This window comes from Streptomyces sp. NPDC028910 (genome assembly GCF_055564955.1).
Map to the genome: position 1 here is coordinate 100,961 of NZ_JBVHVF010000022.1, position 19,955 is coordinate 120,915.

General features: G+C 73.1%; 20 protein-coding genes. 16 read left to right on the plus strand and 4 right to left on the minus strand.

Annotated features, from left to right (window positions below):
• Positions 1 to 143 precede the first annotated feature (143 nt).
• Positions 144 to 1,526, plus strand: a complete 1,383-nt coding sequence (locus ACZ4TV_RS24950; RefSeq protein ID WP_468137058.1) for a DUF445 domain-containing protein — start codon at positions 144 to 146, stop codon at positions 1,524 to 1,526.
• Here the strand turns inward: ACZ4TV_RS24950 and ACZ4TV_RS24955 are convergent.
• Together ACZ4TV_RS24955 and ACZ4TV_RS24960 are read right to left on the minus strand one after the other, a co-directional pair.
• Complete coding sequence (locus ACZ4TV_RS24955) at positions 1,496 to 2,545, minus strand: hypothetical protein (RefSeq protein ID WP_468137059.1); 1,050 nt, start codon at positions 2,543 to 2,545, stop codon at positions 1,496 to 1,498. The two genes, ACZ4TV_RS24950 and ACZ4TV_RS24955, sit on opposite strands and share 31 nt — an antisense overlap.
• Before the next feature lie 34 nt (positions 2,546 to 2,579).
• Positions 2,580 to 3,116: a GNAT family N-acetyltransferase gene (locus ACZ4TV_RS24960; RefSeq protein ID WP_468137060.1), complete on the minus strand. Its 537-nt coding sequence runs from the start codon at positions 3,114 to 3,116 to the stop codon at positions 2,580 to 2,582.
• Positions 3,117 to 3,225: 109 nt separating this feature from the next.
• Here ACZ4TV_RS24960 and ACZ4TV_RS24965 point away from each other — a divergent pair, with 109 nt between their 5' ends.
• Positions 3,226 to 3,528: a hypothetical protein gene (locus ACZ4TV_RS24965; protein ID WP_468137061.1), complete on the plus strand. Its 303-nt coding sequence runs from the start codon at positions 3,226 to 3,228 to the stop codon at positions 3,526 to 3,528.
• A gap of 57 nt (positions 3,529 to 3,585) precedes the next feature.
• On the opposite strand, the gene ACZ4TV_RS24970 is transcribed toward ACZ4TV_RS24965, so the two are convergent.
• Positions 3,586 to 4,584, minus strand: a complete 999-nt coding sequence (locus tag ACZ4TV_RS24970) for an SEC-C metal-binding domain-containing protein (protein WP_468137062.1) — start codon at positions 4,582 to 4,584, stop codon at positions 3,586 to 3,588.
• Between the two features lie 47 nt (positions 4,585 to 4,631).
• On the opposite strand from ACZ4TV_RS24970, the gene ACZ4TV_RS24975 reads away from it, so the two are divergent.
• From ACZ4TV_RS24975 to ACZ4TV_RS24990, 4 genes are all read left to right on the plus strand, one after another.
• A complete protein-coding gene (locus ACZ4TV_RS24975; RefSeq protein ID WP_468137064.1) occupies positions 4,632 to 5,474 on the plus strand; it encodes a class E sortase in 843 nt (280 codons plus the stop codon).
• 96 nt (positions 5,475 to 5,570) lie between these two features.
• Positions 5,571 to 5,906 (plus strand): DUF6412 domain-containing protein, encoded by a 336-nt coding sequence (locus tag ACZ4TV_RS24980; RefSeq protein ID WP_468137065.1) that lies wholly within the window; start codon positions 5,571 to 5,573, stop codon positions 5,904 to 5,906.
• A 39-nt stretch (positions 5,907 to 5,945) separates the two neighbouring features.
• Positions 5,946 to 6,446 (plus strand): YidC/Oxa1 family membrane protein insertase, encoded by a 501-nt coding sequence (locus tag ACZ4TV_RS24985; protein WP_468137066.1) that lies wholly within the window; start codon positions 5,946 to 5,948, stop codon positions 6,444 to 6,446.
• 147 nt (positions 6,447 to 6,593) lie between these two features.
• Positions 6,594 to 7,451, plus strand: coding sequence for a fumarylacetoacetate hydrolase family protein (locus tag ACZ4TV_RS24990; protein WP_468137067.1), 858 nt, complete (start codon positions 6,594 to 6,596; stop codon positions 7,449 to 7,451).
• 88 nt (positions 7,452 to 7,539) lie between these two features.
• Here the strand turns inward: ACZ4TV_RS24990 and ACZ4TV_RS24995 are convergent, their stop codons facing one another.
• Positions 7,540 to 8,649, minus strand: a complete 1,110-nt coding sequence (locus ACZ4TV_RS24995) for a Gfo/Idh/MocA family protein (protein WP_468137069.1) — start codon at positions 8,647 to 8,649, stop codon at positions 7,540 to 7,542.
• A gap of 56 nt (positions 8,650 to 8,705) precedes the next feature.
• On the opposite strand from ACZ4TV_RS24995, the gene ACZ4TV_RS25000 reads away from it, so the two are divergent.
• From ACZ4TV_RS25000 to ACZ4TV_RS25045, 10 genes are all read left to right on the plus strand, one after another.
• On the plus strand, positions 8,706 to 9,848 hold the full coding sequence (locus ACZ4TV_RS25000; RefSeq protein ID WP_468137070.1) for an ROK family protein: 1,143 nt from the start codon (positions 8,706 to 8,708) through the stop codon (positions 9,846 to 9,848).
• A 297-nt stretch (positions 9,849 to 10,145) separates the two neighbouring features.
• The gene (locus tag ACZ4TV_RS25005) at positions 10,146 to 10,892 is read left to right on the plus strand and encodes a hypothetical protein (RefSeq protein WP_468137071.1); all 747 of its coding nucleotides are present in this window, start codon (positions 10,146 to 10,148) and stop codon (positions 10,890 to 10,892) included.
• Between the two features lie 168 nt (positions 10,893 to 11,060).
• Positions 11,061 to 11,825 carry a GntR family transcriptional regulator gene (locus tag ACZ4TV_RS25010; protein WP_468137072.1) on the plus strand — a complete coding sequence of 255 codons (765 nt, stop codon included), beginning with the start codon at positions 11,061 to 11,063 and terminating at the stop codon, positions 11,823 to 11,825.
• Positions 11,826 to 11,973: 148 nt separating this feature from the next.
• Positions 11,974 to 13,131, plus strand: a complete 1,158-nt coding sequence (locus tag ACZ4TV_RS25015; RefSeq protein WP_468137073.1) for a TIGR03364 family FAD-dependent oxidoreductase — start codon at positions 11,974 to 11,976, stop codon at positions 13,129 to 13,131.
• Positions 13,132 to 13,136: 5 nt separating this feature from the next.
• Positions 13,137 to 13,898 (plus strand): phosphonatase-like hydrolase, encoded by a 762-nt coding sequence (locus ACZ4TV_RS25020; protein WP_468137075.1) that lies wholly within the window; start codon positions 13,137 to 13,139, stop codon positions 13,896 to 13,898.
• The gene (locus ACZ4TV_RS25025; protein WP_468137076.1) at positions 13,895 to 14,944 is read left to right on the plus strand and encodes an ABC transporter ATP-binding protein; all 1,050 of its coding nucleotides are present in this window, start codon (positions 13,895 to 13,897) and stop codon (positions 14,942 to 14,944) included. The genes ACZ4TV_RS25020 and ACZ4TV_RS25025 overlap by 4 nt, the downstream gene beginning before the upstream one ends.
• A gap of 463 nt (positions 14,945 to 15,407) precedes the next feature.
• The gene (locus ACZ4TV_RS25030) at positions 15,408 to 16,211 is read left to right on the plus strand and encodes a 2-aminoethylphosphonate ABC transporter permease subunit (RefSeq protein ID WP_468137077.1); all 804 of its coding nucleotides are present in this window, start codon (positions 15,408 to 15,410) and stop codon (positions 16,209 to 16,211) included.
• Entirely contained in the window at positions 16,198 to 16,995 is a 798-nt protein-coding gene (locus ACZ4TV_RS25035; RefSeq protein ID WP_468137078.1) for an ABC transporter permease, read from the plus strand. The genes ACZ4TV_RS25030 and ACZ4TV_RS25035 overlap by 14 nt, the downstream gene beginning before the upstream one ends.
• Positions 16,996 to 17,020: 25 nt before the next feature.
• On the plus strand, positions 17,021 to 18,106 hold the full coding sequence (locus tag ACZ4TV_RS25040) for a 2-aminoethylphosphonate ABC transporter substrate-binding protein (RefSeq protein ID WP_468137079.1): 1,086 nt from the start codon (positions 17,021 to 17,023) through the stop codon (positions 18,104 to 18,106).
• A 135-nt stretch (positions 18,107 to 18,241) separates the two neighbouring features.
• Positions 18,242 to 19,777: an alkaline phosphatase family protein gene (locus ACZ4TV_RS25045; RefSeq protein ID WP_468137080.1), complete on the plus strand. Its 1,536-nt coding sequence runs from the start codon at positions 18,242 to 18,244 to the stop codon at positions 19,775 to 19,777.
• The last annotated feature ends 178 nt before the right edge of the window (positions 19,778 to 19,955 follow it).

The window sequence follows — 19,955 nt, forward strand, 5'->3', positions numbered from 1 at the left end:
GGAGCGGTGCGGTCGGGCCGGGGTAGCCCGCCCGTACCCCCCTCGCGGGAGCGGTGTGGACCCGGCGCCGGGTCGACCCGAACCGCAGCCCCCGCGGGGGCGAAATGGCGTGGCGGGAACTCCTCGGGCCTCCCGGGAGTCGGATGCTATGCAGACGAGACCAGCGCCCCGGCGCCCCCGGGGGAAGGCAGGAGCACGTGGAGAACCGCAGCACAGCCGGAGGCACCGCCCCCACGGCAGCGCCACCGCCGGCCCGCGGAGCGTTCGTGTTCAGCCCCGCCGACGCGGAGCGCCGCCGCGGCGTCCGCCGGATGAAGACCACCGCGACCGGTCTGCTGATCCTGGTCGCGCTGGTCTACGTACTGGCCAAGTACGCCCAGCACGCCTGGGGCGCCGGCGGCTGGGCCCCGTACGTCGCCGCCGCGGCCGAGGCCGGCATGGTCGGCGCGCTCGCGGACTGGTTCGCCGTCACCGCCCTCTTCCGGCGGCCGCTCGGCCTGCCCATCCCGCACACCGCGATCATCCCGACCAAGAAGGACCAGCTCGGCGTCACCCTCGGGGAGTTCGTCGGCGAGAACTTCCTCTCCTCCGACGTGGTCAGGGCCCGGCTCCACGCCCTCGGCATCGGCGGCCGCCTCGGCGCCTGGCTGGCCGAGCCCGCGCACGCCGACCGGGTCACCGCCGAGCTGGCCACCGCCCTGCGCGGAGCCCTGACCGTCCTGCGCGACTCCGATGTGCAGGCCGTCGTGGGCGAGGCCATCACCCGGCGCGCCGAGACCGCCGAGATCGCCCCCGGCATCGGCAAGACCCTCGAGCGGGTCGTCGCGGACGGCGGCCACCACCGCGTCGTCGACCTCGTCTGCGTCAAGGCCCACGACTGGCTGGTCACGCACGGGGAGTCGATCAGCGACGCCGTCCAGGGCGGAGCCCCGGGCTGGACCCCGCGGTTCGTGGACCGCAGGGTGGGCGAGCGCGTCTACAAGGAGCTGCTCCGTTTCGTCACGGAGATGCGGGACATGCCCGCCCATCCGGCGCGCGGGGCGGTGGACCGCTTCTTGACGGACTTCTCGGCCGACCTCCAGTCGGACACGGAGACGCGCGAGAAGGTGGAGCGCCTCAAGTCCGAGATCCTGGCCCGTGACGAGGTCCAGGACGTCATCGCGTCCGCCTGGTCGGCGGTCCGGTCGATGATCATCTCGGCGGCGGAGGACGAGCAGAGCGAGCTGCGCCTGCGCGTGCGCGCCTCGCTGATCTCCCTGGGCGCGCGCCTGGCCACCGACGGCCGCCTGCAGCGGAAGGTGGAGGGCTGGATCGAGGGCGCGGTCGTCTACGTCGTCACCACCTACCGGACCGAGATCACCTCGCTGATCACGGACACGGTCGCGGCCTGGGACGCCGAGCACACCTCCCGCAAGATCGAGGCCCACATCGGCCGTGACCTGCAGTTCATCCGGATCAACGGCACGGTGGTCGGCGCCCTGGCGGGCCTGGTGATCTACACGGTGTCCCGCGCCTTGGGGGCGTAGCCGGGTACGCCGGGTACGGCGGATGAGCCGGGCCCCGGCCCAGGCCCCGGCAGCTCCAGCTGCGCGTGCCCCCGGGCGCTGACCCCCGGCGGCGCGGGGCGGTTCGCGCCCAGGGCCAGGAGCGCGCGCAGGGCGGCGATCACATCGGCCGGCCTGCCCCGCAGGATCCCGGGCGTCGTACTGGCGACGAGGACACCGCGCGCCTCCAGTAGCAGGCGCCGGTGCAGGGTGGCCTGCCAGGAGTCGCGGGTGTAGTGGTACTCCGCGGAGTCGACCTCCAGGGCCACGCCCTCCTCGGGCCAGTACGCGTCCGGGCTGGCGAGGAAGGCCCCGTCCGGGCCGTAGAGGCGCGCGTTCCAGAGCGGAGCGGGCAGGTCCGTGGCCGACAGGGTGTCCCGCGCGCGGCCCTCGGCGATCGAGCGGACTCCGGCGACGAGCTCCGCGGCCGCCACCCGGATGGCGGGGCGGTTCACGATCCGGCCGGCGCGCAGTTCGGCGTGCAGGTCGTGCGGGTGGCACCAGCCGCCCTGGACGACGTTGGCCAGCACGGAACGCACCAGATCCGGATCGTCCGTGCGCATCGCGAAGTCCGCGGCGGCCCGTACCGGCCGCGTACTGGGGACGCCGGAGATGTTGATCGTCGCGGGCCAGCGGGCGGTCGCGCCGGGCCGGACGGGGCCGACGGCCGCCACCGAGCGCGGGGAGCGGACGAGGACGTCCCGCGGTTCCGCAGGCGCGTCGCGGATGCCCAGGAGCGCGAGGGCCGCGCCGCCCGTGAGCGCCGCGGTGGCGCCGGACAGCGGATCGGCGGTGGGCCGGGCGGCGTAGAGGACGGCGGACAGGGCGCGCTGCCTGTCGTCAGGCGGGCCGGTCTGGAGCAGATAGACCCGTGGCAGGAGCCGCTGCCAGGGACCTCCCCGGCGGCTGCGGCCGCTGATGGTGGCGGCCGGGATGCCGGCCTGCTTGAGCTGGTGGTACGTGGCCATGTTCAGCTGGCGCTGGGCGATACGAGTGATCATGCCCCGGGTATGCCCGGTGGCGGGCGCCCGATGCTCAGACCGAGGGGTGGTTCGGGGCGAGGAAGACGACGACGCCGTTCTCCGTCCCCGGCAGGGGGGTGACCTCGTGCCAGCCGAGCCGGCGGTAGGTGGCGACGGTGTCGGTGGCCACCCGGGAGGTGAGGAGCCAGGCGCGGGCGTCAGGGGCGTCGGCGGTGATCTCGGCGAGCAGGGCGCGCCCGGTGCCGTGGCCGCGCGCGTGCGGGCGGACGGCGAGCTCGTCGATCTCCAGGGCGCCGATGAGGAGTTCGCGTACGCGCGGACGGCCGAGCTGCGCGGCGACCTGCCCGTAGGCCCGGTCCGTGGGGAAGGTCTTGGGCGTCAGCCAGCCGGTGGCGAAACCGTCGATGCCCACGGCCGACTGCGCGAAGGCGGTACGGAAGCCGGCGCGGCGGCTGTCCGCCTGTAGCCGGGAGGAGAACTGGCGAATGGTTTCTTCGTCTTCGTTCCACGGCGGAGCGGAGAAGACCTCGCTGTAGGCGTCGGCCAGTTCGTCCGACAGGTCCAGGACGGCCGGTCCATAACAGATCACGTTTGCAGCTCCTTGGGCCGGCTTGGGCGGCTTCGGTCGTATCGCCCCTCTCGAAGAGTGAATCTACGCCGGTGAGGTTCCTCGGAGGGCGGGTGCACGGATCCGGAGGGTGTGCGACAAATCCGACTTCCGTACGGTGCCGCGGACCGCCCGTATCGGCACGACCGGCCCGGCGTTGAACCAGTACAGCGCGATGTCGAACGACAATCCGGAGCCCAGCGTGCCCAACAACCTGCTGAACAAAGCCCTGGTCGCCATCGCGGCCTGCGCAGTGGCGTTCTTCATCATCCTGGGGGTCATGGCCGTCCTCCCCCGGGCGCTCCAGGACGCGCTCCCGGACAGCGTCCTCGGCGGAGCCGTCGTGCTGCTGGGCGTGGCGGCCGCCCGCCGCTTCACCCGCCGCCCGCGGTAGCTTCGACGCCGGCCCCGCCTACTCGTACGCGCTCAGGCCCCCCGTGGCACTACGAGCTCAGGTCCCGCCGTGGCACTCCGCGTACGGCTTGCCCGAGGTGCACCAGCAGGGGGCGGTGGCGGTGGGGGGCCAGGGGGTGGCCTTGCCGCGGGCCGCGAGGGTGGTGGCGTATTCGGCCAGGAGGGACGGGGAGGCCGGGGAGGTCTTCTCCGACGCCGCGAAGGCCTCGTAGGAGGGGACGCTGGCCGTGACGATGCCGAGGTTCGTGGTGCCCGAGGCGGCGAGGGCGCGGAGGGAGCTTTCGATCTCCCGCAGGTGGGCCTCGTGCGAGGGGTACTCGGAGGCCAGGGTCGGGTAGCTGGTCAGGAGCTCGGACAGTTCGCGCTGCGGCCAGTGGAGGATCGCCACCGGGAAGGGCCGGGAGAGGGCCGCGCGGCGGTCGCCCAGCTCGGCGCGCAGGCGGGCGATCTCGGCGCGCAGTTCGGTGGGGTCGTCGGATCCCAGGGCCCAGATGCGCTTCGGGTCGTGGAGCTCGTCGAGGGGGATCGGGCCGATGTGGCGGGTGTCGGCGACCATGTCCCAGTCGTCGTGCGGGCGCCCGAGGAGGCGGCGTACACGGTGGCGGCCCGTCAGCAGGGCCGTGGTGGCCGGGGTGAGCGGGTCGTCCTCCGTGATGAGGAGGGTCGCCGCCTCGGTGAAGCAGTCGTGCGAGGCCTCCAACTCGTCGTGGGCCTCCAGGGCTTCCGCGATGATCTCCCAGGGCGCCGGGTCCTTGGGGGAGGCGGCGCGGATGCCCGAGATGAGGGCGCGGGCCTCGGGTTCGTGGCCGTACTCCCAGAGGTTCGCCGCCTGTAGGGCCTTGATCAGGTGGGGGTCGGACGGGGAGGCGGAGAGGAGTTGGTCGTACAGGGCGCTCGCCCGGTCACGTGCGTCGGCCAGTTCGAGGTGGGCCGCGGCCTGGAGGAGCAAGGGCTCCTGGTCCTCGGGGTAGCGGGTCGCCGTGCGGATGAGGCGCTCGGCTTCGGCGATGTGCTCGGCAGGCGTGTCGGGGCGCATGGTTCACACCGTACTGCCGCTGGTCAGTTGACGGGGGAGGACTTAAGGTGCGGCCCGTGCGGGATCCCATACCTGTGGTGGTTCAGGGGAGCGGCCGGCGGGCGCGCCGGGCCGGTCTCGTGGGGGTGTTGTGGGCGGCCGCCGAGCTGGCCGTCACCGTGGGCGTGGTGGTCTTGTTGCTGGTGGTGCACCAGGTGTGGTGGACCAACCGGCAGGCCGCGGCTGCCGCGCGGGAGCAGGTCCAGGTGCTGGAGAGGGGCTGGGGCGATGAGCCCGACGCCGGCTCCTCTTCCGATTCCCTTTCCCCTTCCGCGGCCGATGGCGATGCCGGTTCCGAGGGTGGTTCCGCGCCTGTCGTCGGCCCGGCCGAGTCGGATGGTGCCGCTGTGACGCCCGGGGCGGCGGCGCCGTCCCGGTCTCCCCGTCCCGCCGCCACAGGGCCGCCGGACCGGGACCGGGCGTACGCCGTCCTGCGCATCCCGCGCCTCGGCCTCGTCGTCCCCGTCGCGCAGGGGATCGACAAGCGGGCCGTCCTCGACAAGGGCTACGCCGGGCACTACCCCGGGACCGCCGGACCCGGGGCGCGGGGGAACTTCGCGCTGGCCGGGCACCGGAACACCCATGGCGAGCCGTTCCGCTACATCAACCGGCTGCGGGCGGGGGACGAGGTCGTCGTCGACGTGCGCGGACGGCGGTACACGTACGTCGTGGGGAAGATCCTGAGCGAGACCACCGAGCGGGACACCGGGGTGATCGCGCCCGTGCCGCGGAGCGTGGTGAAGCCGGACCAGGGGTACAGCGAGCCCGGCGCGTACATCACGCTCACCACCTGCACGCCCGAGTACAGCTCCAAGTACCGCCTGGTGGTGTGGGGGACCCTCACGTCCTGAGCCCACCCCCGTTGTCAGCGGGCCCCCTTAGTATCGATCGGGAGTGGCGCGTCTCGTACGGGAGTTCGCGCGCGGGAGTGGGGAGGGGAGGTCCGCATGGCTCGGCGACGACGTGGCGGGCTCCGCGCGCCCTCGTTCCTCCTGTTCGCCCGGACTCTGGTCTCGCTGGTGGTGCTCGGGGGAGTCCTCGGGCTGTTCGCCGGGGAGAGCGGGCTGGGCGCCGTGGTGGTCGCCCTCGCGGCCACCGTCGCCGTGGGCACCGCGGCCCTGGCCGCCGCCGCACGGCTCGTGCGGCCCGTGCCGCCGCACCGAATACGCACCGCGATCCGTGATCGCGAGCAGCGCACGGCGTTCCTGCCGCAGCGTGATCCCGATGCCTCGGGCCGGTCGCGGCCCAGGGCGCCCGGCCGTCTCGTCCCGACGGCCGCGTAGGGGCGCGCAGTACCTCTCGCCTTCCGGGCCTCGACTCCGGTGGCCGGGTGTCTGCCCGTGCTGCTGCAACTGCCCGTGTTCTTCCTGATGTACCAGGCCTTCTCCTCGGGGGAGGAACTGCTCGCGCACCGGCTGTTCGCCGCGCCGCTGGGGGCCCGGTGGACCGAGCCGCTGGGGGAGGGCGGCCCGCTCGGGGCGCAGGGGCTGGTGTTCCTCGGACTGTTCGCGGCGATCGCGGCCGTGGCCGCCTTGAGTGCGGTGCGGGGGCGTCGGGCGGCCGCCGTGGCCGCGGCTGCCTCGGCCCCGGTGGTGCCCGGCGGGCGGGGGCAGGGCGGCGGGGTGCCCGTCGCGGTGAGCGCTGAGCAGCGGAAGGTCATGCGCAAGCTGGGCGGCGTACTGCCCCTGCTGTCGTTCGGGACGCTGATCACGGCTGCCGTGGTGCCGCTGGCCGCCGGACTGTACCTGCTGACCACCACCGCGTGGTCGGTCGCGGAGCGGGCCCGACTCCAGCGCCGGGCTGACGGCAGCTGCGGCGGCTGACCGAGGGGTGCGTTCCAGTCCGTGAACAGGGTCTTGCGGATTGGGTGGACTTCTTGGAGGATCGGCCAATCCTCCGATGGCCGCAACCCATCGTCCGGCCCGGGGCATGCCCATGGGTCGACCACCCACGACCACGGGAGAATGCCCATGAAGCTGCTGCGTGTCGGACCGGTCGGGTCGGAGCGCCCCGCGCTGCTCGACCAGGACGGGACCCTGCGTGACCTGTCCGGCCTGATCACGGATGTGGACGGCGGCGTGCTCGCCGACGACTCCGTGCTGTCCCGGGTACGGGACGCGGCCGCGTCCGGTGAGCTTCCGGTCCTGGACGCCGAAGGGCTGCGCATCGGTGCGCCGGTCGGCCGCATAGGCAAGGTCGTGGGCATCGGCCTGAACTACTTCGGGCACGCGGCCGAGATCGGCGCGGAGCCGCCGGCCGAGCCGATTCTCTTCCTCAAGGCCGCGGACACCGTGGTCGGCCCGGACGACACCGTGCTGATCCCGCGCGGCAGCGTGAAGACCGACTGGGAGGCCGAGCTCGGCGTCGTCATCGGCAGCACCGCCCGCTACCTGGCCTCCGCCGAGGAGGGCCTCGCGCACGTGGGCGGCTACGTGCTGGTCAACGACGTCTCGGAGCGCGAGTTCCAGATCGAGCGGGGCGGCACCTGGGACAAGGGCAAGAACTGCGAGACCTTCACCCCGCTCGGCCCCTGGCTGGTCACCGCCGACGAGGTCCCGGACCCGCAGGTGCTGGACGTGAAGCTGTGGGTCAACGGCGAGCTCAAGCAGGACGGCAACACCTCGGACCAGATCTTCCCGGTCGGCGAGGTCGTCCGGTACCTGAGCCAGTTCATGACCCTGTACCCCGGCGATGTCATCGTCACCGGTACGCCGGGCGGCGTGGCCATGGGCCAGCCGGAGCCGAAGCCGTACCTGCGGGCCGGTGATGTCGTGGAGCTGGAGATCGAGGGCCTCGGCCGCCAGCGCCAGGAGTTCAAGGGCGCGTAGGCGCGTAGGGCGTTGACGTCCGGAGACGGACGGGAAGGGGCGGGGCTGCCGGCGGCGGCCCCGCCCCTTCCGCGTGCGTGCGGTGCGCTCACGGCGTGGCGGGAATCGCCACCACCGTCCCCTCCCGGGACGACCTGCGGGCAGCCTCCAGTACGTCGAGGCAGTGCGCGGCTTCCAGGGCCGTGACGGGGGCGGGCCCGCCCGTGCGCAGGGCGGCCGCGACCGCCGCGTAGTACGCCGGGTAGTCGCCCGGCGCGGTCGGCACCGGGGTGCCGCCGCCGGTCAGCGGGGACTCACCGGAGCCCAGCCGCCCCCACAGGTGCGGGGGTTCCTCGCCCCACGGCGCGCCCGCCACCGGTCGCAGCCCGTCCCGCAGGGCGCCCTCCTGCGGATCGAGGCCGTACTTCACATAGCCGGCCCGGGAGCCCAGTACGCGAAAGCGCGGTCCCAGCTGGGCGGTGGTCGCGCTGACGTAGAGGTGGGAGCGGATCCCGTTCGCGTGCGTGAGGGCGATGAAGGTGTCGTCGTCGGTCTCGGCGCCCGGGCGGCGTACGTCGGTCTCCGCGTAGACCCGTACGGCCGGCCCGAACAGCACGAGCGCCTGGTCCACGACGTGGCTGCCGAGGTCGTACAGCAGGCCGCCGATCTCCTCCGGCGCGCCCGACTCGCGCCAGCCGCCCTTCAGGTGCGGGCGCCAGCGCTCGAAGCGGGACTCGAAGCGCTGGACCTCGCCGAGCTCGCCGTCCGCGAGGAGGCGGCGCAGGGTGAGGAAGTCGTTGTCCCAGCGGCGGTTCTGGAAGACGGAGAGGAAGGTTCCGCGGCGGTCCGCGAGCGCGGCGAGCGCGCGGGCCTCGGCGGCGGTCGCGGCGAGCGGCTTGTCCACGACCACGGGGATACCGGCTTCGAGGGCGGTGGTGGCGAGCGGGACGTGGGTCCGGTTGGGGGAGGCGATCACGACGAGATCGACGTCCGCGCCCCGTTCCCACAGCTCGGCGGCGGTGGCGGCGATGCGGACGTCGGGGAACTCGGCGCAGGCCTGGGCCTGCCGGGCCGGGTCGGAGGTGACGACCGTGTCGAGGACGAGCCCCTCGGTGGCGGCCACGAGGGGGGCGTGGAAGACGGAACCGGCGAGTCCGTAGCCGATGAGGCCAACGCGGAGCGGGGCGGAAGAGGCGGAGGCGGTGGGGGCGGTGCTCATGGCGACCACTTTGGCAACAGTGTTGTAGAAGTGCAAGGAAAGGGGACAATGGGCCGGTGAACAGGGGTAGCGGTAGCGGCCATGGGGACGGGCGCGGTGGGCGGGGCGGGGTGAACCTGCCGGCGCTGCGCGGGTACAACGAGGCGCTGATGCTGGATCTGCTGCGCGGCGCCGGCCCGGCGGGCGTGGGCCGCACGGAACTCGCGGCCCGTACGGGGCTCACCCCGCAGGCCGTCAGCAAGATCACGGCACGGCTCGGCGCGGACGGGCTGGTCGCGGAGGCCGGCCGCGCCGCGTCCACCGGCGGCAAGCCGCGCACCCTGCTCCGCCTGGTGCCGGACGTACGTCACGCGGTCGGAGTACACCTGGACCGCGACGAACTCCGGGCGGTACGGGTGGACCTGGCGGGCCGCGTCGTCGCCGAGAGCAGTGGCCCGCTGGACTTCGGGGCCGGCCCGGACGCGGTGGTGGAGGCGGTCGTACGGGCGGTCGCGCGGGTCCGCGAACCGGCGGGGCCGCCGCTGCTGGGCGTCGGGGTGGCCGCGCCGGGGCCGCTCGATCATCGGGCCGGGGTGATGGGGCGGGTCACCGGGTTCCCGCAGTGGGAGGGTTTTCCGCTGCGGGAGGTGCTGGAGGGGCGGCTGGGTCTGCCGGTGCTGCTGGACAAGGACACCAACGCGGGGGTGGCGGCGGCCGCGGGGGCGGTGGCCGGGGGCGGGGTGGGCGTGGGGGTGGGTTTGGGTGCCGGGCCGCCGCGTACCTCCGTGTACCTGCACGTGGGGACCGGGCTCGGCGCGGGGTTGTGGCTGGGCGGTGAGGTCTACCGGGGTGCCCGGTCGGCGGCGGGGGAGTTCGGCCACCAGGTGCTCCGCATGGACGGTCCGGTGTGCCGGTGCGGGGCGCGGGGCTGTGTGGAGGTGCTGTGCCTGGGGGCGGTGGCCCGCGGTGATCTGCCCGAGGCGGCGCGGATCCTGGGAGAGGGCGCGGCGAATCTGGTCGCGCTGCTGGACGTGGACGCGGTGCTGTTGGGGGGCCGCGTCGTGGCCGCGGCGCCGGGGGTCTTCGTGGCGGGGGTGCGGGGTGTGCTCGCCGCGCGTTCGCTGGCGCTGGCCCGGCCGGTGGTGGCCCTGGCGGGGGCGGGGGTGGCGGAGGGGGCGGCGGAGCTGGTGCTGGGGCCGGTGTTCGGGCGGGCGGGGTGACGGGTGCCGCGCCGTTGCCGGGGGCGCTGCCCCCGGACCCCCGCGCCTCAAACGCCGGCGAGGCTGAAAGATCGGGGCTCCGCCCCGGGCCCCGCGCCTCAAACGCCGGCGGGGCTGGAGGGTGGCCGGCGAGGCTGGATAGGGCTTGACTCGTGCGTCCGGGTGGGCGTAAATCGGAGCGAATCAGGCGTGGCGCGTGGGGACGGGGCGCGCGTGCGTGGCAGGGTGCGGGCAGGATCGGGGTGATTGTCACCTCGTCCGACCATCGTCCCGTCCGGCGAGCAGCGAAGGTCTTCCATGCGACTGCGCAAAGCCCTTGCCCTCACCGCCGCGTTCGCCGCCGCCCTGGTCGTCACCACCGCATCCACCGCCGGTGCGGACATCGGCACCGGTAGTGGCCGCCCCGCCCCCGCGCTGCCGTCGCGCGCGCAGGCCACCTGCGGCGACGGAAAGAGCACCGCCTTCCCCATCGGGGCACGCATCCGCGGCGGTCCGGCCGTGTACCGCACCGGGGGCGGGCCGCAGACCTGGTACCTGGATCTGACCAACACCACGAACTCCGAGTGCACGGCCGTCCACCCCGTCGTCGTCTTCACCGACAAGGCCCGTGCCCTGCGCCCCGAGCACCTGCGGATGGAGTTCGACGCCCCCGGCGGCACCTTCCCCGCCAGCCTGGAGCGGAGCGACCGCGACGAGATCATCGCCGTCTTCGACGGCGGCGACGCCTTCCCCGGTTTCACCGTCGGCGCCGGCGGGTCCCTGACCGTCCGGGTCGGCCTCGCCTTCGCGCCCGACGCCCCCACCGGCGAGGTCGTCGCCGATGCCGCCCTCGTCCAGCGCAAGGGCGACGACGGCGACTGGATCGGCGAGGCCGGCGGTTACCGGTTCTCCGTCGAGGACCCGGAGGATTCGGTCGAGGGCGGCTCCCTCGCGCACACCGGCCCGCGCGAGTGGGCGTACGGCGCGGGCGCCGTGGTCGCGCTGGCCGCCGGTGGCGGACTGCTGGTGGGAGCCCGGCGACTGCGACGGACTCCCGCACGCTGATCCGCGTACGGACACCCGCACGCTGATCCGCCCACGTACGTCCGCCCACGTAGGTCCGGCCCGTACGTCCGGCCCGTACCTCCGGCCCGTAGGCCCGGCCCGCACCTCCGGCCCGTACCCCCGGCCCGTACCCCCGACCCGTGCGGCGCCCCCGCATAGAGTCCCACCGTGGAAGAACAGATCCCGCGTCACCGCCCCGGCTCGCCCGTGCGCTCGGGCATTCCCGAACACGGTCGCGTCCCCAAGTACTACGCCGTCAAGGCCCGGATCGCCGGGCTCCTCGACGAGCTCGGCGAGGGCGGCGCGCTGCCCACCGAGCGCGATCTCGCCGAGCGGTACGAGGTGTCCCGCGAGACCGTCCGGCAAGCCCTGCGCGAGCTGCTGCTGGAGGGCCGGCTGCGCCGCTCCGGCCGCGGGACCGTCGTGGCCGGCCCGAAGCTGGAGCAGCCGCTCTCCCTCGCCAGCTACACCGAGGGCGTGCGCCGCCAGGGCCGTCGTCCGGGCCGTCACCTCATCGGCCTGGAGCAGTTCCCCTGCCCGCCCGACCTCGCTCCCGGCATCGGCGCCGAGCCCGGCGAGCCCGTCTGGCACCTGGAGCGGGTCCTGCTGGCCGACGACGAGCGCGTGGGCCTGGAGAGCACGTACATCCGGGTGGCCCGAGCCCCCCGCCTGGAGGACGATTTCCAGCCGGACTCCTCCTTCTACGGGTACCTCCGCGACAGCCTCGGCATCTCCTTCGGCGAAGCCGACGAGAAGCTGGAGACGGTCCTGGCCACCCCGCGCGAAGCCCTGCTGATCGGCACCCCGCCGGCCCTTCCCATGCTGCTCATCCACCGCTTCTCGCGGGATCAGGACGGCCGGCCCCTGGAGCGGGTGCGTTCGCTCTACCGTGGTGATCGGTTCAGCTTCACGACCCGCCTGAGGGCCGAGTAGGTCCGCGCCAAACCCATCGAACCGAACGAAAAGGGACGTCCTTGTATCACAGAAAGATAACGGGTCTAGTCCAAACGTCGAGGGGTGTTCACCGGCGCGTTGCCGGGCCGATCCTCCCGGGTCACGGCCCCCGACCACGGTGGACGACGTGAGAGTCATAGTCGTCGGAGGCGGCGTGGTCGGCACCATGCACGCCTGGCAAGCAGTCGAACGCGGCCACGAGGTCGTCCAGATCGAGCGAGAGAGCGAGGCCCGCGGCGCATCACTGCGCAATTTCGGCCAGATCTGGGTCAGTGGACGGGCCGGGGGCGAGGAGCTCGACACCGCCCTGCGGGCCCGCGAGCTCTGGGAGCGCATCGGCGCGGAGGTGCCCGGCCTGGGCTTCCGGGCCAACGGCTCGCTCACCCCCCTCCGGGGCGAGCGCGAGTACGCGGTCGCCGAGGCGGCCGCGGCCCGCCCCGACGCCGCCGCCCGCGGCTACCGGCTGGTCACCGCGCAGGAGGCGCGGGAGATCAACCCGGCCCTGCGCGGCGCCTTCGAGGCCGCCCTGTGGTGCGAGCGGGACGCCGCCGTCGAACCGCGCACCGCCCAGCTCCACCTCCGCGCGGCCCTGCGCGCCAAGGCGAACGGCCGCTACACCTTCCTCCCCGGCCGCGAGGTCCGCGAGGTGGCCGGCACCGGTCCCGGCACCGGTCCCGGCATCGGCCCCCGCGCCGTCCGCGACGATCACGGCGACGTCCACCGCGGCGACGTGGTGGTCCTCGCCACCGGCGCCTGGCTGTCCGGCCTGGTCCGCGAACTGGTCCCCGACCTGCCCGTGCGCCGGGTCCGGCTCCAGATGATGCAGACCGCCCCGCTCGGCGAGCCGCTGACCACCTCGATCGCGGACGCCGACAGCTTCCGCTACTACCCCGCCTACCGGTCCGCCGCCCTCGACGAGCTGACCGCCGCACAGCCCCAGGCGCCGGTCGCCGCCGAGCACAAGATGCAACTGCTGATGGTCCAGCGCCAGGACGGCGGACTGACCATCGGCGACACCCACGAGTACGAGCACCCCTTCGCCTTCGACACCCTCGAAGACCCCTACGAGCACCTCACCGGCGTGGTCGAGTCCTTCCTGGGACGCCCGTTGCCGAAGATCCGGCGCCGCTGGGCGGGCGTGTACGCGCAGTGCACCGACACCACCCGCGTCGTCCACCGCCAGCAGGTGGCCGACGGCGTCTGGCTCGTGACCGGACCCGGCGGGCGCGGCATGACCTGCTCGCCCGCCATAGCCGAGACCACCGCGAACGAACTGGGCTGGTAAGTCAGATGACCCACACGACGGATGGAACCGATACGGCCGATACGGCTGACACGACCGATACGACCGACACCAAGCCGCTCGCGGACACCCGCAAGCTGATCGTCCTCGACATGGCCGGCACCACCGTCGCCGACGGCGGCCTCGTCGAGCGCGCCTTCGGGCGCGCCGCCGAGCGCCTCGGCGTCGAGCCCGGCACCCCCGGCCACGCCGAGAAGCTCCAGTACGTCCTCGACACCATGGGCGAGTCGAAGATCTCCGTCTTCCGCCACCTCTTCGGTACGGAGGAGCTCGCCCAGCGCGCGAACTCCGCCTTCGAGGAGGCGTACGGGGAACTCGTCGACGGCGGCCTCGTCACCCCGCTGCCCGGCGCCCGCGCCGCGATCGAGGAACTGCGCGCCCACGGCCGCACCGTCGTGCTGACCACCGGCTTCGCCCGGGTCACCCAGGACGCCATCCTCGACGCGCTCGGCTGGCAGGACCTCGCCGACCTGACCCTCTGCCCCGCCGACGCGGGCGGCCGCGGCCGGCCCTACCCGGACATGGTGCTGACCGCGTTCCTGCGCACCGGCGCCGTGGCCGACGTACGCGACACCGTGGTCGCCGGCGACACCGCCTACGACATGCTCAGCGGCCGTCGCGCAGGCGCCGGGATCGTGGCGGGCGTCCTCACCGGCGCCCACGACCGCGCGGCGCTGACGGAAGCCGGCGCGACCCACGTCCTCGGATCCGTCGCCGAACTCCCCGCCGTCCTCCTGGAGTCGGCGTGAGCGGCATCCGCTTCGACGGGGTCAGCGTCGCCTACGGCGGCCACACCGTGCTGGACTCCCTCGACCTGACCGTCGAGCCGGGCGAGGTGATGGCGCTGCTCGGCCCCTCCGGATCGGGCAAGACCACGGCGCTGCGCGCGGTCGCCGGTTTCGTACGGCCCTTCGCGGGCCGGGTGCTGATCGGCGGCCAGGACGTCACCGCGCTCCCGCCGCACAAGCGCGGCATCGGCATGGTCGTCCAGCAGTACGCGCTCTTCCCGCACATGAGGGTCGAGGACAACGTCGCCTTCGGCCTCAAGGCGCAGAAGGCCCCCCGGGCCGAGATCCCCGGCCGCGTCGCCGAGGCCCTGGAGCTGACCGGCATGGCGGCCTACGCCAAGCGCTACCCCCGCGAGCTCTCCGGCGGCCAGCAGCAGCGCGTGGCCATCGCCCGCGCGCTGGCGATCCGCCCGGGAGTGCTGCTCCTGGACGAGCCCCTCTCGGCCCTCGACGCGCAGCTGCGCTCCGGGATGCTCGCCGAACTGGCCCGCCTGCACCGCGAACTGCCCGACGTCTCCCTCCTGTACGTCACCCACGACCAGGTCGAGGCGCTCACCCTGGCCGACCGGATCGCCGTCATGGACAAGGCCCGGCTCCAGGACTGCGGGACCCCGCAGGAGCTGTACCGGGCCCCGCGCACCGAGTTCACCGCCTCCTTCGTCGGCAACGCGAACCTGCTGCCGGTGACGGTGGCCGAGAGCGGCGCGGTCTTCGAGGGCCGCACGCTGACCCTCGACCGCGGGCGGGCGGCGCCGGGCTCCACGGCGACCCTGTGCGTACGGCCGCACCTGCTCGGCCTCGGGGCCGGTCCCAACGCGCTGAGCGGGACCATCGCCGAGGTCCAGTGGCGCGGCTCGACGCACCGGCTGTACGTCGACGTCGACGGCCACCGCGTCAAGGCGGACCTGCCCGAGCTGCGGGAGACTCCGGCGCTGGGGGAGCGGGTCACCTTGCACTTCTTGCCGTGCGATGCGGTGCTGTTGGCCGCGGGGGTGTCCGATGCCTGAGGCCATGCGGCGGCCCGCCGCCCCGCCCGGCCCCTCCGCGGCCCGCACCGCACAAACCCGGGGCTCCGCCCCCGCCCCCGCGCCTCAAACGCCGGCGGGGCTGAAAGACCGGGGCTCCGCCCCGAACCCCGCGCCTCAAACGCCGGCGGGGCTGAAAGACCGGGGCTCCGCCCCGAACCCCGCGCCTCAAACGCCGGCGGGGCTGGATGGTGCGGCGAGGCTGAAAGACCGGGGCTCCGCCCCGAACCCCGCGCCTCAAACGCCGGCGAGGCTGGATGTGCCGGCGGGGCTGGATGTGCTGAGGAGGGATGTGCCGGCGGGGCTGGATGTGCCGGGGAGGGATGTGCCGGCGGGGCTGGATGGGCCCGGACGGGAGGTGGAGTCGGGTAAGGGCGGCCGTACGGGCATCTTTCGGGGGACCGAAGCCACCCCCAAGCGTGGAGCAACCCCGCAGGGGCACCGCGTGTGGGTGTTGCCGCCCGTCGTCGCGCTCGCCGTGGTGTTCCTCTATCCCATCGGGCTGGTCGTCCAGCAGTCCCTCACCCCCGAGGGCGGCGGCGGGGCCTTCGACGCCTACCGTGCCGTGTTCGCCTCCACCGCCTTCCGGGAGGCACTGGGGACCACCGTCTGGCTGGCCGTTGGAGCCACCGCCGGCTGCCTCGTCCTGGGCTTCGCGCTCGCGCTGATCATCGCCTTCGTGCCCTTCCCCGGGGCCCGCGCCGTCGCGAAGTTCATCGACGTCTTCCTCTCCTTCCCCTCCTTCCTCATCACCCTCGCCCTCCTCTTCGTCTACGGCACCGTCGGCATGGCCAACGGTCTCTGGACCGACCTCACGGGCGCGGCCGAAGGCCCGTTCCATTTCCTCACCACCCCGTGGGGCGTCCTCCTCGCGGAGATCACGTACTTCACGCCCTTCGTGATGCGCCCGCTGCTCGCCGCCTTCTCCCAGCTGGACACCGCCCAGCTGGAAGTCGCCTCCAGCCTCGGCGCCCGCCCCGCCCGGATCATCCGGCAGGTGATCCTGCCCGAGGCCCTTCCGGCCCTCGCCGCCGGCGGCAGCCTCGTCCTCGTCATGTGCCTCAACGAGTTCGGGATCGTCCTGTTCACCGGAGCCAAGGACGTCACGACCCTCCCGATGCTCGTCTACGGCAAGGCCATCCTCGAATCCGACTACGCGGCCGCCTGCGTGGTCGCCGTCGTCAACATCGCGATCTCCGTCGGCCTGTTCGGCCTCTACCGGGTGGTGAGCAAGCGTGCTGGTGCATAGCAAGACCGGTCGCTGGGCCGCCTGGGGCCTCTTCGGCGTCCTCTTCCTGCCGCTCTTCGCCCTGCCCCTGCTCGTCGTGGTCGCTGCCTCCTTCGCCACCCACTGGTCCGGCGCCTTCCCCTCCGGCCCGACGACCGGGAACTACGCCGCCGCCGTGCGCGGCGAATCCCTCCGGGCCCTGACCACCAGCCTGGTCACCGCCCTCGCCGCCAGCCTCCTCGCGCTCACCGTCGGCACCTGGGCCGCGCTCGCCGCCGCCACGCTGCGCAGGCGCGGGAAGCGGCTCCTGGACGCGCTGTTCATGCTGCCCGTCGCCGTGCCGTCCGTGGTCGTCGGCCTCGCCGTGCTCGTCGCCTTCAGCAGGCCGCCGGTCCTGCTCAACGGCACCAGCTCGATCGTCGTCCTGGCGCACACGATTCTCGTCACGGCGTTCGCCTACCAGTCGGTCTCGGCCGCGATCGTACGGCTCGACCCCGCGTACGAGCAGGCGGCGGCCTCCCTGGGCGCCCGTCCCGCGTACGTGCTGTGGCGGGTCAGGCTCCCCCTCCTGCTGCCGTCCCTCACGGCGGCGGCCGGACTCTGCTTCGCCCTGTCCATGGGCGAGTTGAGCGCCACGATGATGCTCTACCCGCCGGACTGGATGCCCCTCCCGGTCCGCATCTTCACCGCCACCGACCGCGGTTCGCTCTTCACCGGCTCCGCCGTCGCCGTGGTCCTGATGGCCGCCACCCTGCTGGTCCTGCTGGCCGTCTCCCGCATCCGCACCAAAGCCTCGTACCGCTGACTCCCTTTCCCCGTAAGGAAGTTACATGCCCAGCAAGCCCCACACCCGTCCCGGCCTCCGTACCGCCGCAGCCCTCACCGGCGGCCTCGCCCTCACCGCCTCCCTCACCGCCTGCGGCGGCTCCTCCGCCGCCGACTCCGAGGCCGGCGAGAAGATCGTCACCGTCTACAGCGCCGACGGCCTCAAGAGCGAGAAGGGCGACGGCTGGTACGACAGGGTCTTCGCCGACTTCACCAAGAAGACCGGCATCGAGGTCAAGTACGTCGAGGGCGGATCCGGCGAAATGGTGCAGCGCGCCGTCCGCGAGAAGACCAACACCCAGGCCGACGTACTGATCGCCCTGCCGCCCTTCATCCAGCAGGCCGACGGCAAGGGGCTGCTCCAGCCCTACGAGCCGCAGGGCTCCGACAAGGTCAACGGCGCGGACAAGGCCGCCGACGGCAAGTGGACCTCGGTCGTCAACAACTACTTCGGCTTCATCTACAACAAGAAGGAGCTCCCCGAGCCCCCCAGGACCTGGGAGGAGCTGCTGGACGCCAAGTACAAGGGCAAGCTCCAGTACTCCACCCCGGGCGTCGCGGGCGACGGCACCGCCGTCCTCATCAAGTCGATGCACGACTTCGGCGGCAAGGAGCCGGCGATGGAGTACCTGAAGAAGCTCCAGGCCAACAACGTCGGCCCGTCCTCCTCCACCAGCAAGCTCGCGCCGAAGACGGACAAGGGCGAGCTGCTCGTGGCCAACGGCGACGTCCAGATGAACTTCGCGCAGTCCAAGTCCATGCCGAACCTGGGCATCTGGTTCCCGGCGAAGGACGGCGGCAAGTCCACCAGCTTCGCCCTGCCGTACGCGGCCGGCCTGCTCGACAAGGCCCCGCACTCCGAGAACGGCAAGAAGCTCCTCGACCACCTGCTCAGCGAGGAGTCCCAGAAGCTGGTCAGCGAGGTCGGCGGCGGCTTCCCGGCGCGCACCGACGTCAAACCGACCGACGCCAACGCCGTCGAGCTCACCAAGATCATGTCGGGGGTCGAGATCTTCGAGCCGAACTGGGCCGACATCGACAAGAACTTCACCGGCTACGTCGACGCGTGGAAGTCGGCAACCGGAAGCTGACCGGTTACTTCCTGGCCACCCAAGCCCAGCACAGTGACGCTCGTATAACGGGTCTGGACCGACGGCCGCACCGCCGGTCCGGACCCCGCCCGTGCCCCGCACCTTCCGCCGCTCACTTGCTCCCAGGAGGAGTACGTGTCCCCTGTCCTGCCCGGACGCCTGCCCGGACGCCGTGTCGCCGCCGCTTCCGCCACCGCCACCGCCCTGATCGCCGCGGCGATCGCGGCGACCCCCGCCGGCGCCGTCGACGTGACCGCCAACACCGACAAGGTCCTCGTCATCGGCATCGACGGCGCCGTCCTGGACCGCGTCAACGCCGCCAACGCGCCGAACCTCAAGGGCCTGATGGCCCAGGGCCTGACCGCCCGCAGCACCCTCTACGCCAACCCGATGGCCGCCACCTCCTCGGGCCCCGGCTGGTCCACCATCGCCACCGGCGTCTGGCCCGACAAGCACGGGGTGAAGGACAACTCCTTCACCGGCAAGAACTACACCGCGTACCCGGACTTCCTGACCCGCATCGAGAACGCCAACCCGGCACTCAACACCTACGCGGCCGCCGACTGGGAGCCCATCACCTCCACCGACCAGAACGGCCCGATCTTCTCCGCCAAGGTCGACAAGCGCCTCTCCCTCAAGGGCGACCGCGACGGCTACGGCAAGGAGGACCCGAAGATCGCCGCCGCGGCCGCCGCCGAACTGCAGGGCCAGAACCCGGACGCCGCCTTCGTCTACCTCGGCGAGATCGACATCGCCGGCCACTCCTACGGCGCCGCCAGCCAGCAGTACCTCGACGCGATCGGCCGCACCGACGCGCTCATCGGCCAGCTGCTGACCGCCGTCCAGAACCGCCCGACGTACGCCCAGGAGAACTGGAAGGTCCTGGTCACCACCGACCACGGCCACACCAACACCGGCGGCCACGGCGGCTCGACCATCCAGGAGCGCGGCACCTTCGTCATCGCCAAGGGCGCGGGCATCCCGGCCGGTTCCGTACGCGACGACGTGCGGCTGGTCGACGTGGCCGCCACCGCGCTCGCCCAGGTCGGGGTCAGCGGCTCCGGCATCGACGGCGTCCCGCTGAACGCCCCGGACGACGACCCCTTCGACACCCTGCGCCCGAACCTCCAGGCCCGCGTGGACGAGACGGGCATCCCGGCCGGGGTGAAGGGCTTCACGCGCACCCCGCCCGCCGGATGGTCCGTCGACAACTCCAGGATGGGCACGGGCGGCGTCACCGAGTGGGCCGGCTGGGCCTTCGCGACCGACGAGTTCTGGAGCCAGGCCCAGCGCGACCAGTGGCGCGAGCTGAACGTCCGCTCCCGTGACGTCTTCGCCGTCGCCGACTCCGACGAGTGGGACGACAAGAGCCACACGGGCACCTTCGACTCCACCCTGATCACCCCCAAGTGGCCGGTCACGGGCGGCACGACGCGCAACCTGACCTTCCAGACGCACTACCGCCAGGAGGCCGGCCAGAGCGCCCAGGTCCTGGTCTCCTACAACGGCGCCGCCCCGACCGTGGTGAAGTCCTACACCGCCGACGCCGTGGCCAAGGCCGAGTCGATCGCGCTGCAGGTCCCGGCCGGCGCCACCGACGTCCAGATCCGCTTCCGCTACAGCGGCGACAACAACTGGTACTGGACCGTCGACAACGTCCGCCTGAGCTGATCTTCCTGACCGGTCCCGACCTGATCTCCGGGGCCTCGCGGTCCGGGGGGGGGGGGGGAAAAAAAGCCCCCCCCCCCCCCCCCCCAGAAAGAGAACAGGACAGAAAAACCACAATCCCCCCTCAACACACCCGTTAACCCCCCAAACCAAAACAAAACAAACCCCCAACCCCACCCCC

Coding starts and splice junctions, on each gene's coding strand:
- ACZ4TV_RS24950 (WP_468137058.1), top strand. CDS start 144: ATGCTATGCAGACGAGACCAGCGCCCCGGCGCCCCCGGGGGAAGGCAG.
- ACZ4TV_RS24955 (WP_468137059.1), bottom strand. CDS start 2,545: ATGATCACTCGTATCGCCCAGCGCCAGCTGAACATGGCCACGTACCAC.
- ACZ4TV_RS24970 (WP_468137062.1), bottom strand. CDS start 4,584: ATGCGCCCCGACACGCCTGCCGAGCACATCGCCGAAGCCGAGCGCCTC.
- ACZ4TV_RS24980 (WP_468137065.1), top strand. CDS start 5,571: ATGGCTCGGCGACGACGTGGCGGGCTCCGCGCGCCCTCGTTCCTCCTG.
- ACZ4TV_RS24990 (WP_468137067.1), top strand. CDS start 6,594: ATGAAGCTGCTGCGTGTCGGACCGGTCGGGTCGGAGCGCCCCGCGCTG.
- ACZ4TV_RS24995 (WP_468137069.1), bottom strand. CDS start 8,649: ATGAGCACCGCCCCCACCGCCTCCGCCTCTTCCGCCCCGCTCCGCGTT.
- ACZ4TV_RS25005 (WP_468137071.1), top strand. CDS start 10,146: ATGCGACTGCGCAAAGCCCTTGCCCTCACCGCCGCGTTCGCCGCCGCC.
- ACZ4TV_RS25020 (WP_468137075.1), top strand. CDS start 13,137: ATGACCCACACGACGGATGGAACCGATACGGCCGATACGGCTGACACG.
- ACZ4TV_RS25040 (WP_468137079.1), top strand. CDS start 17,021: ATGCCCAGCAAGCCCCACACCCGTCCCGGCCTCCGTACCGCCGCAGCC.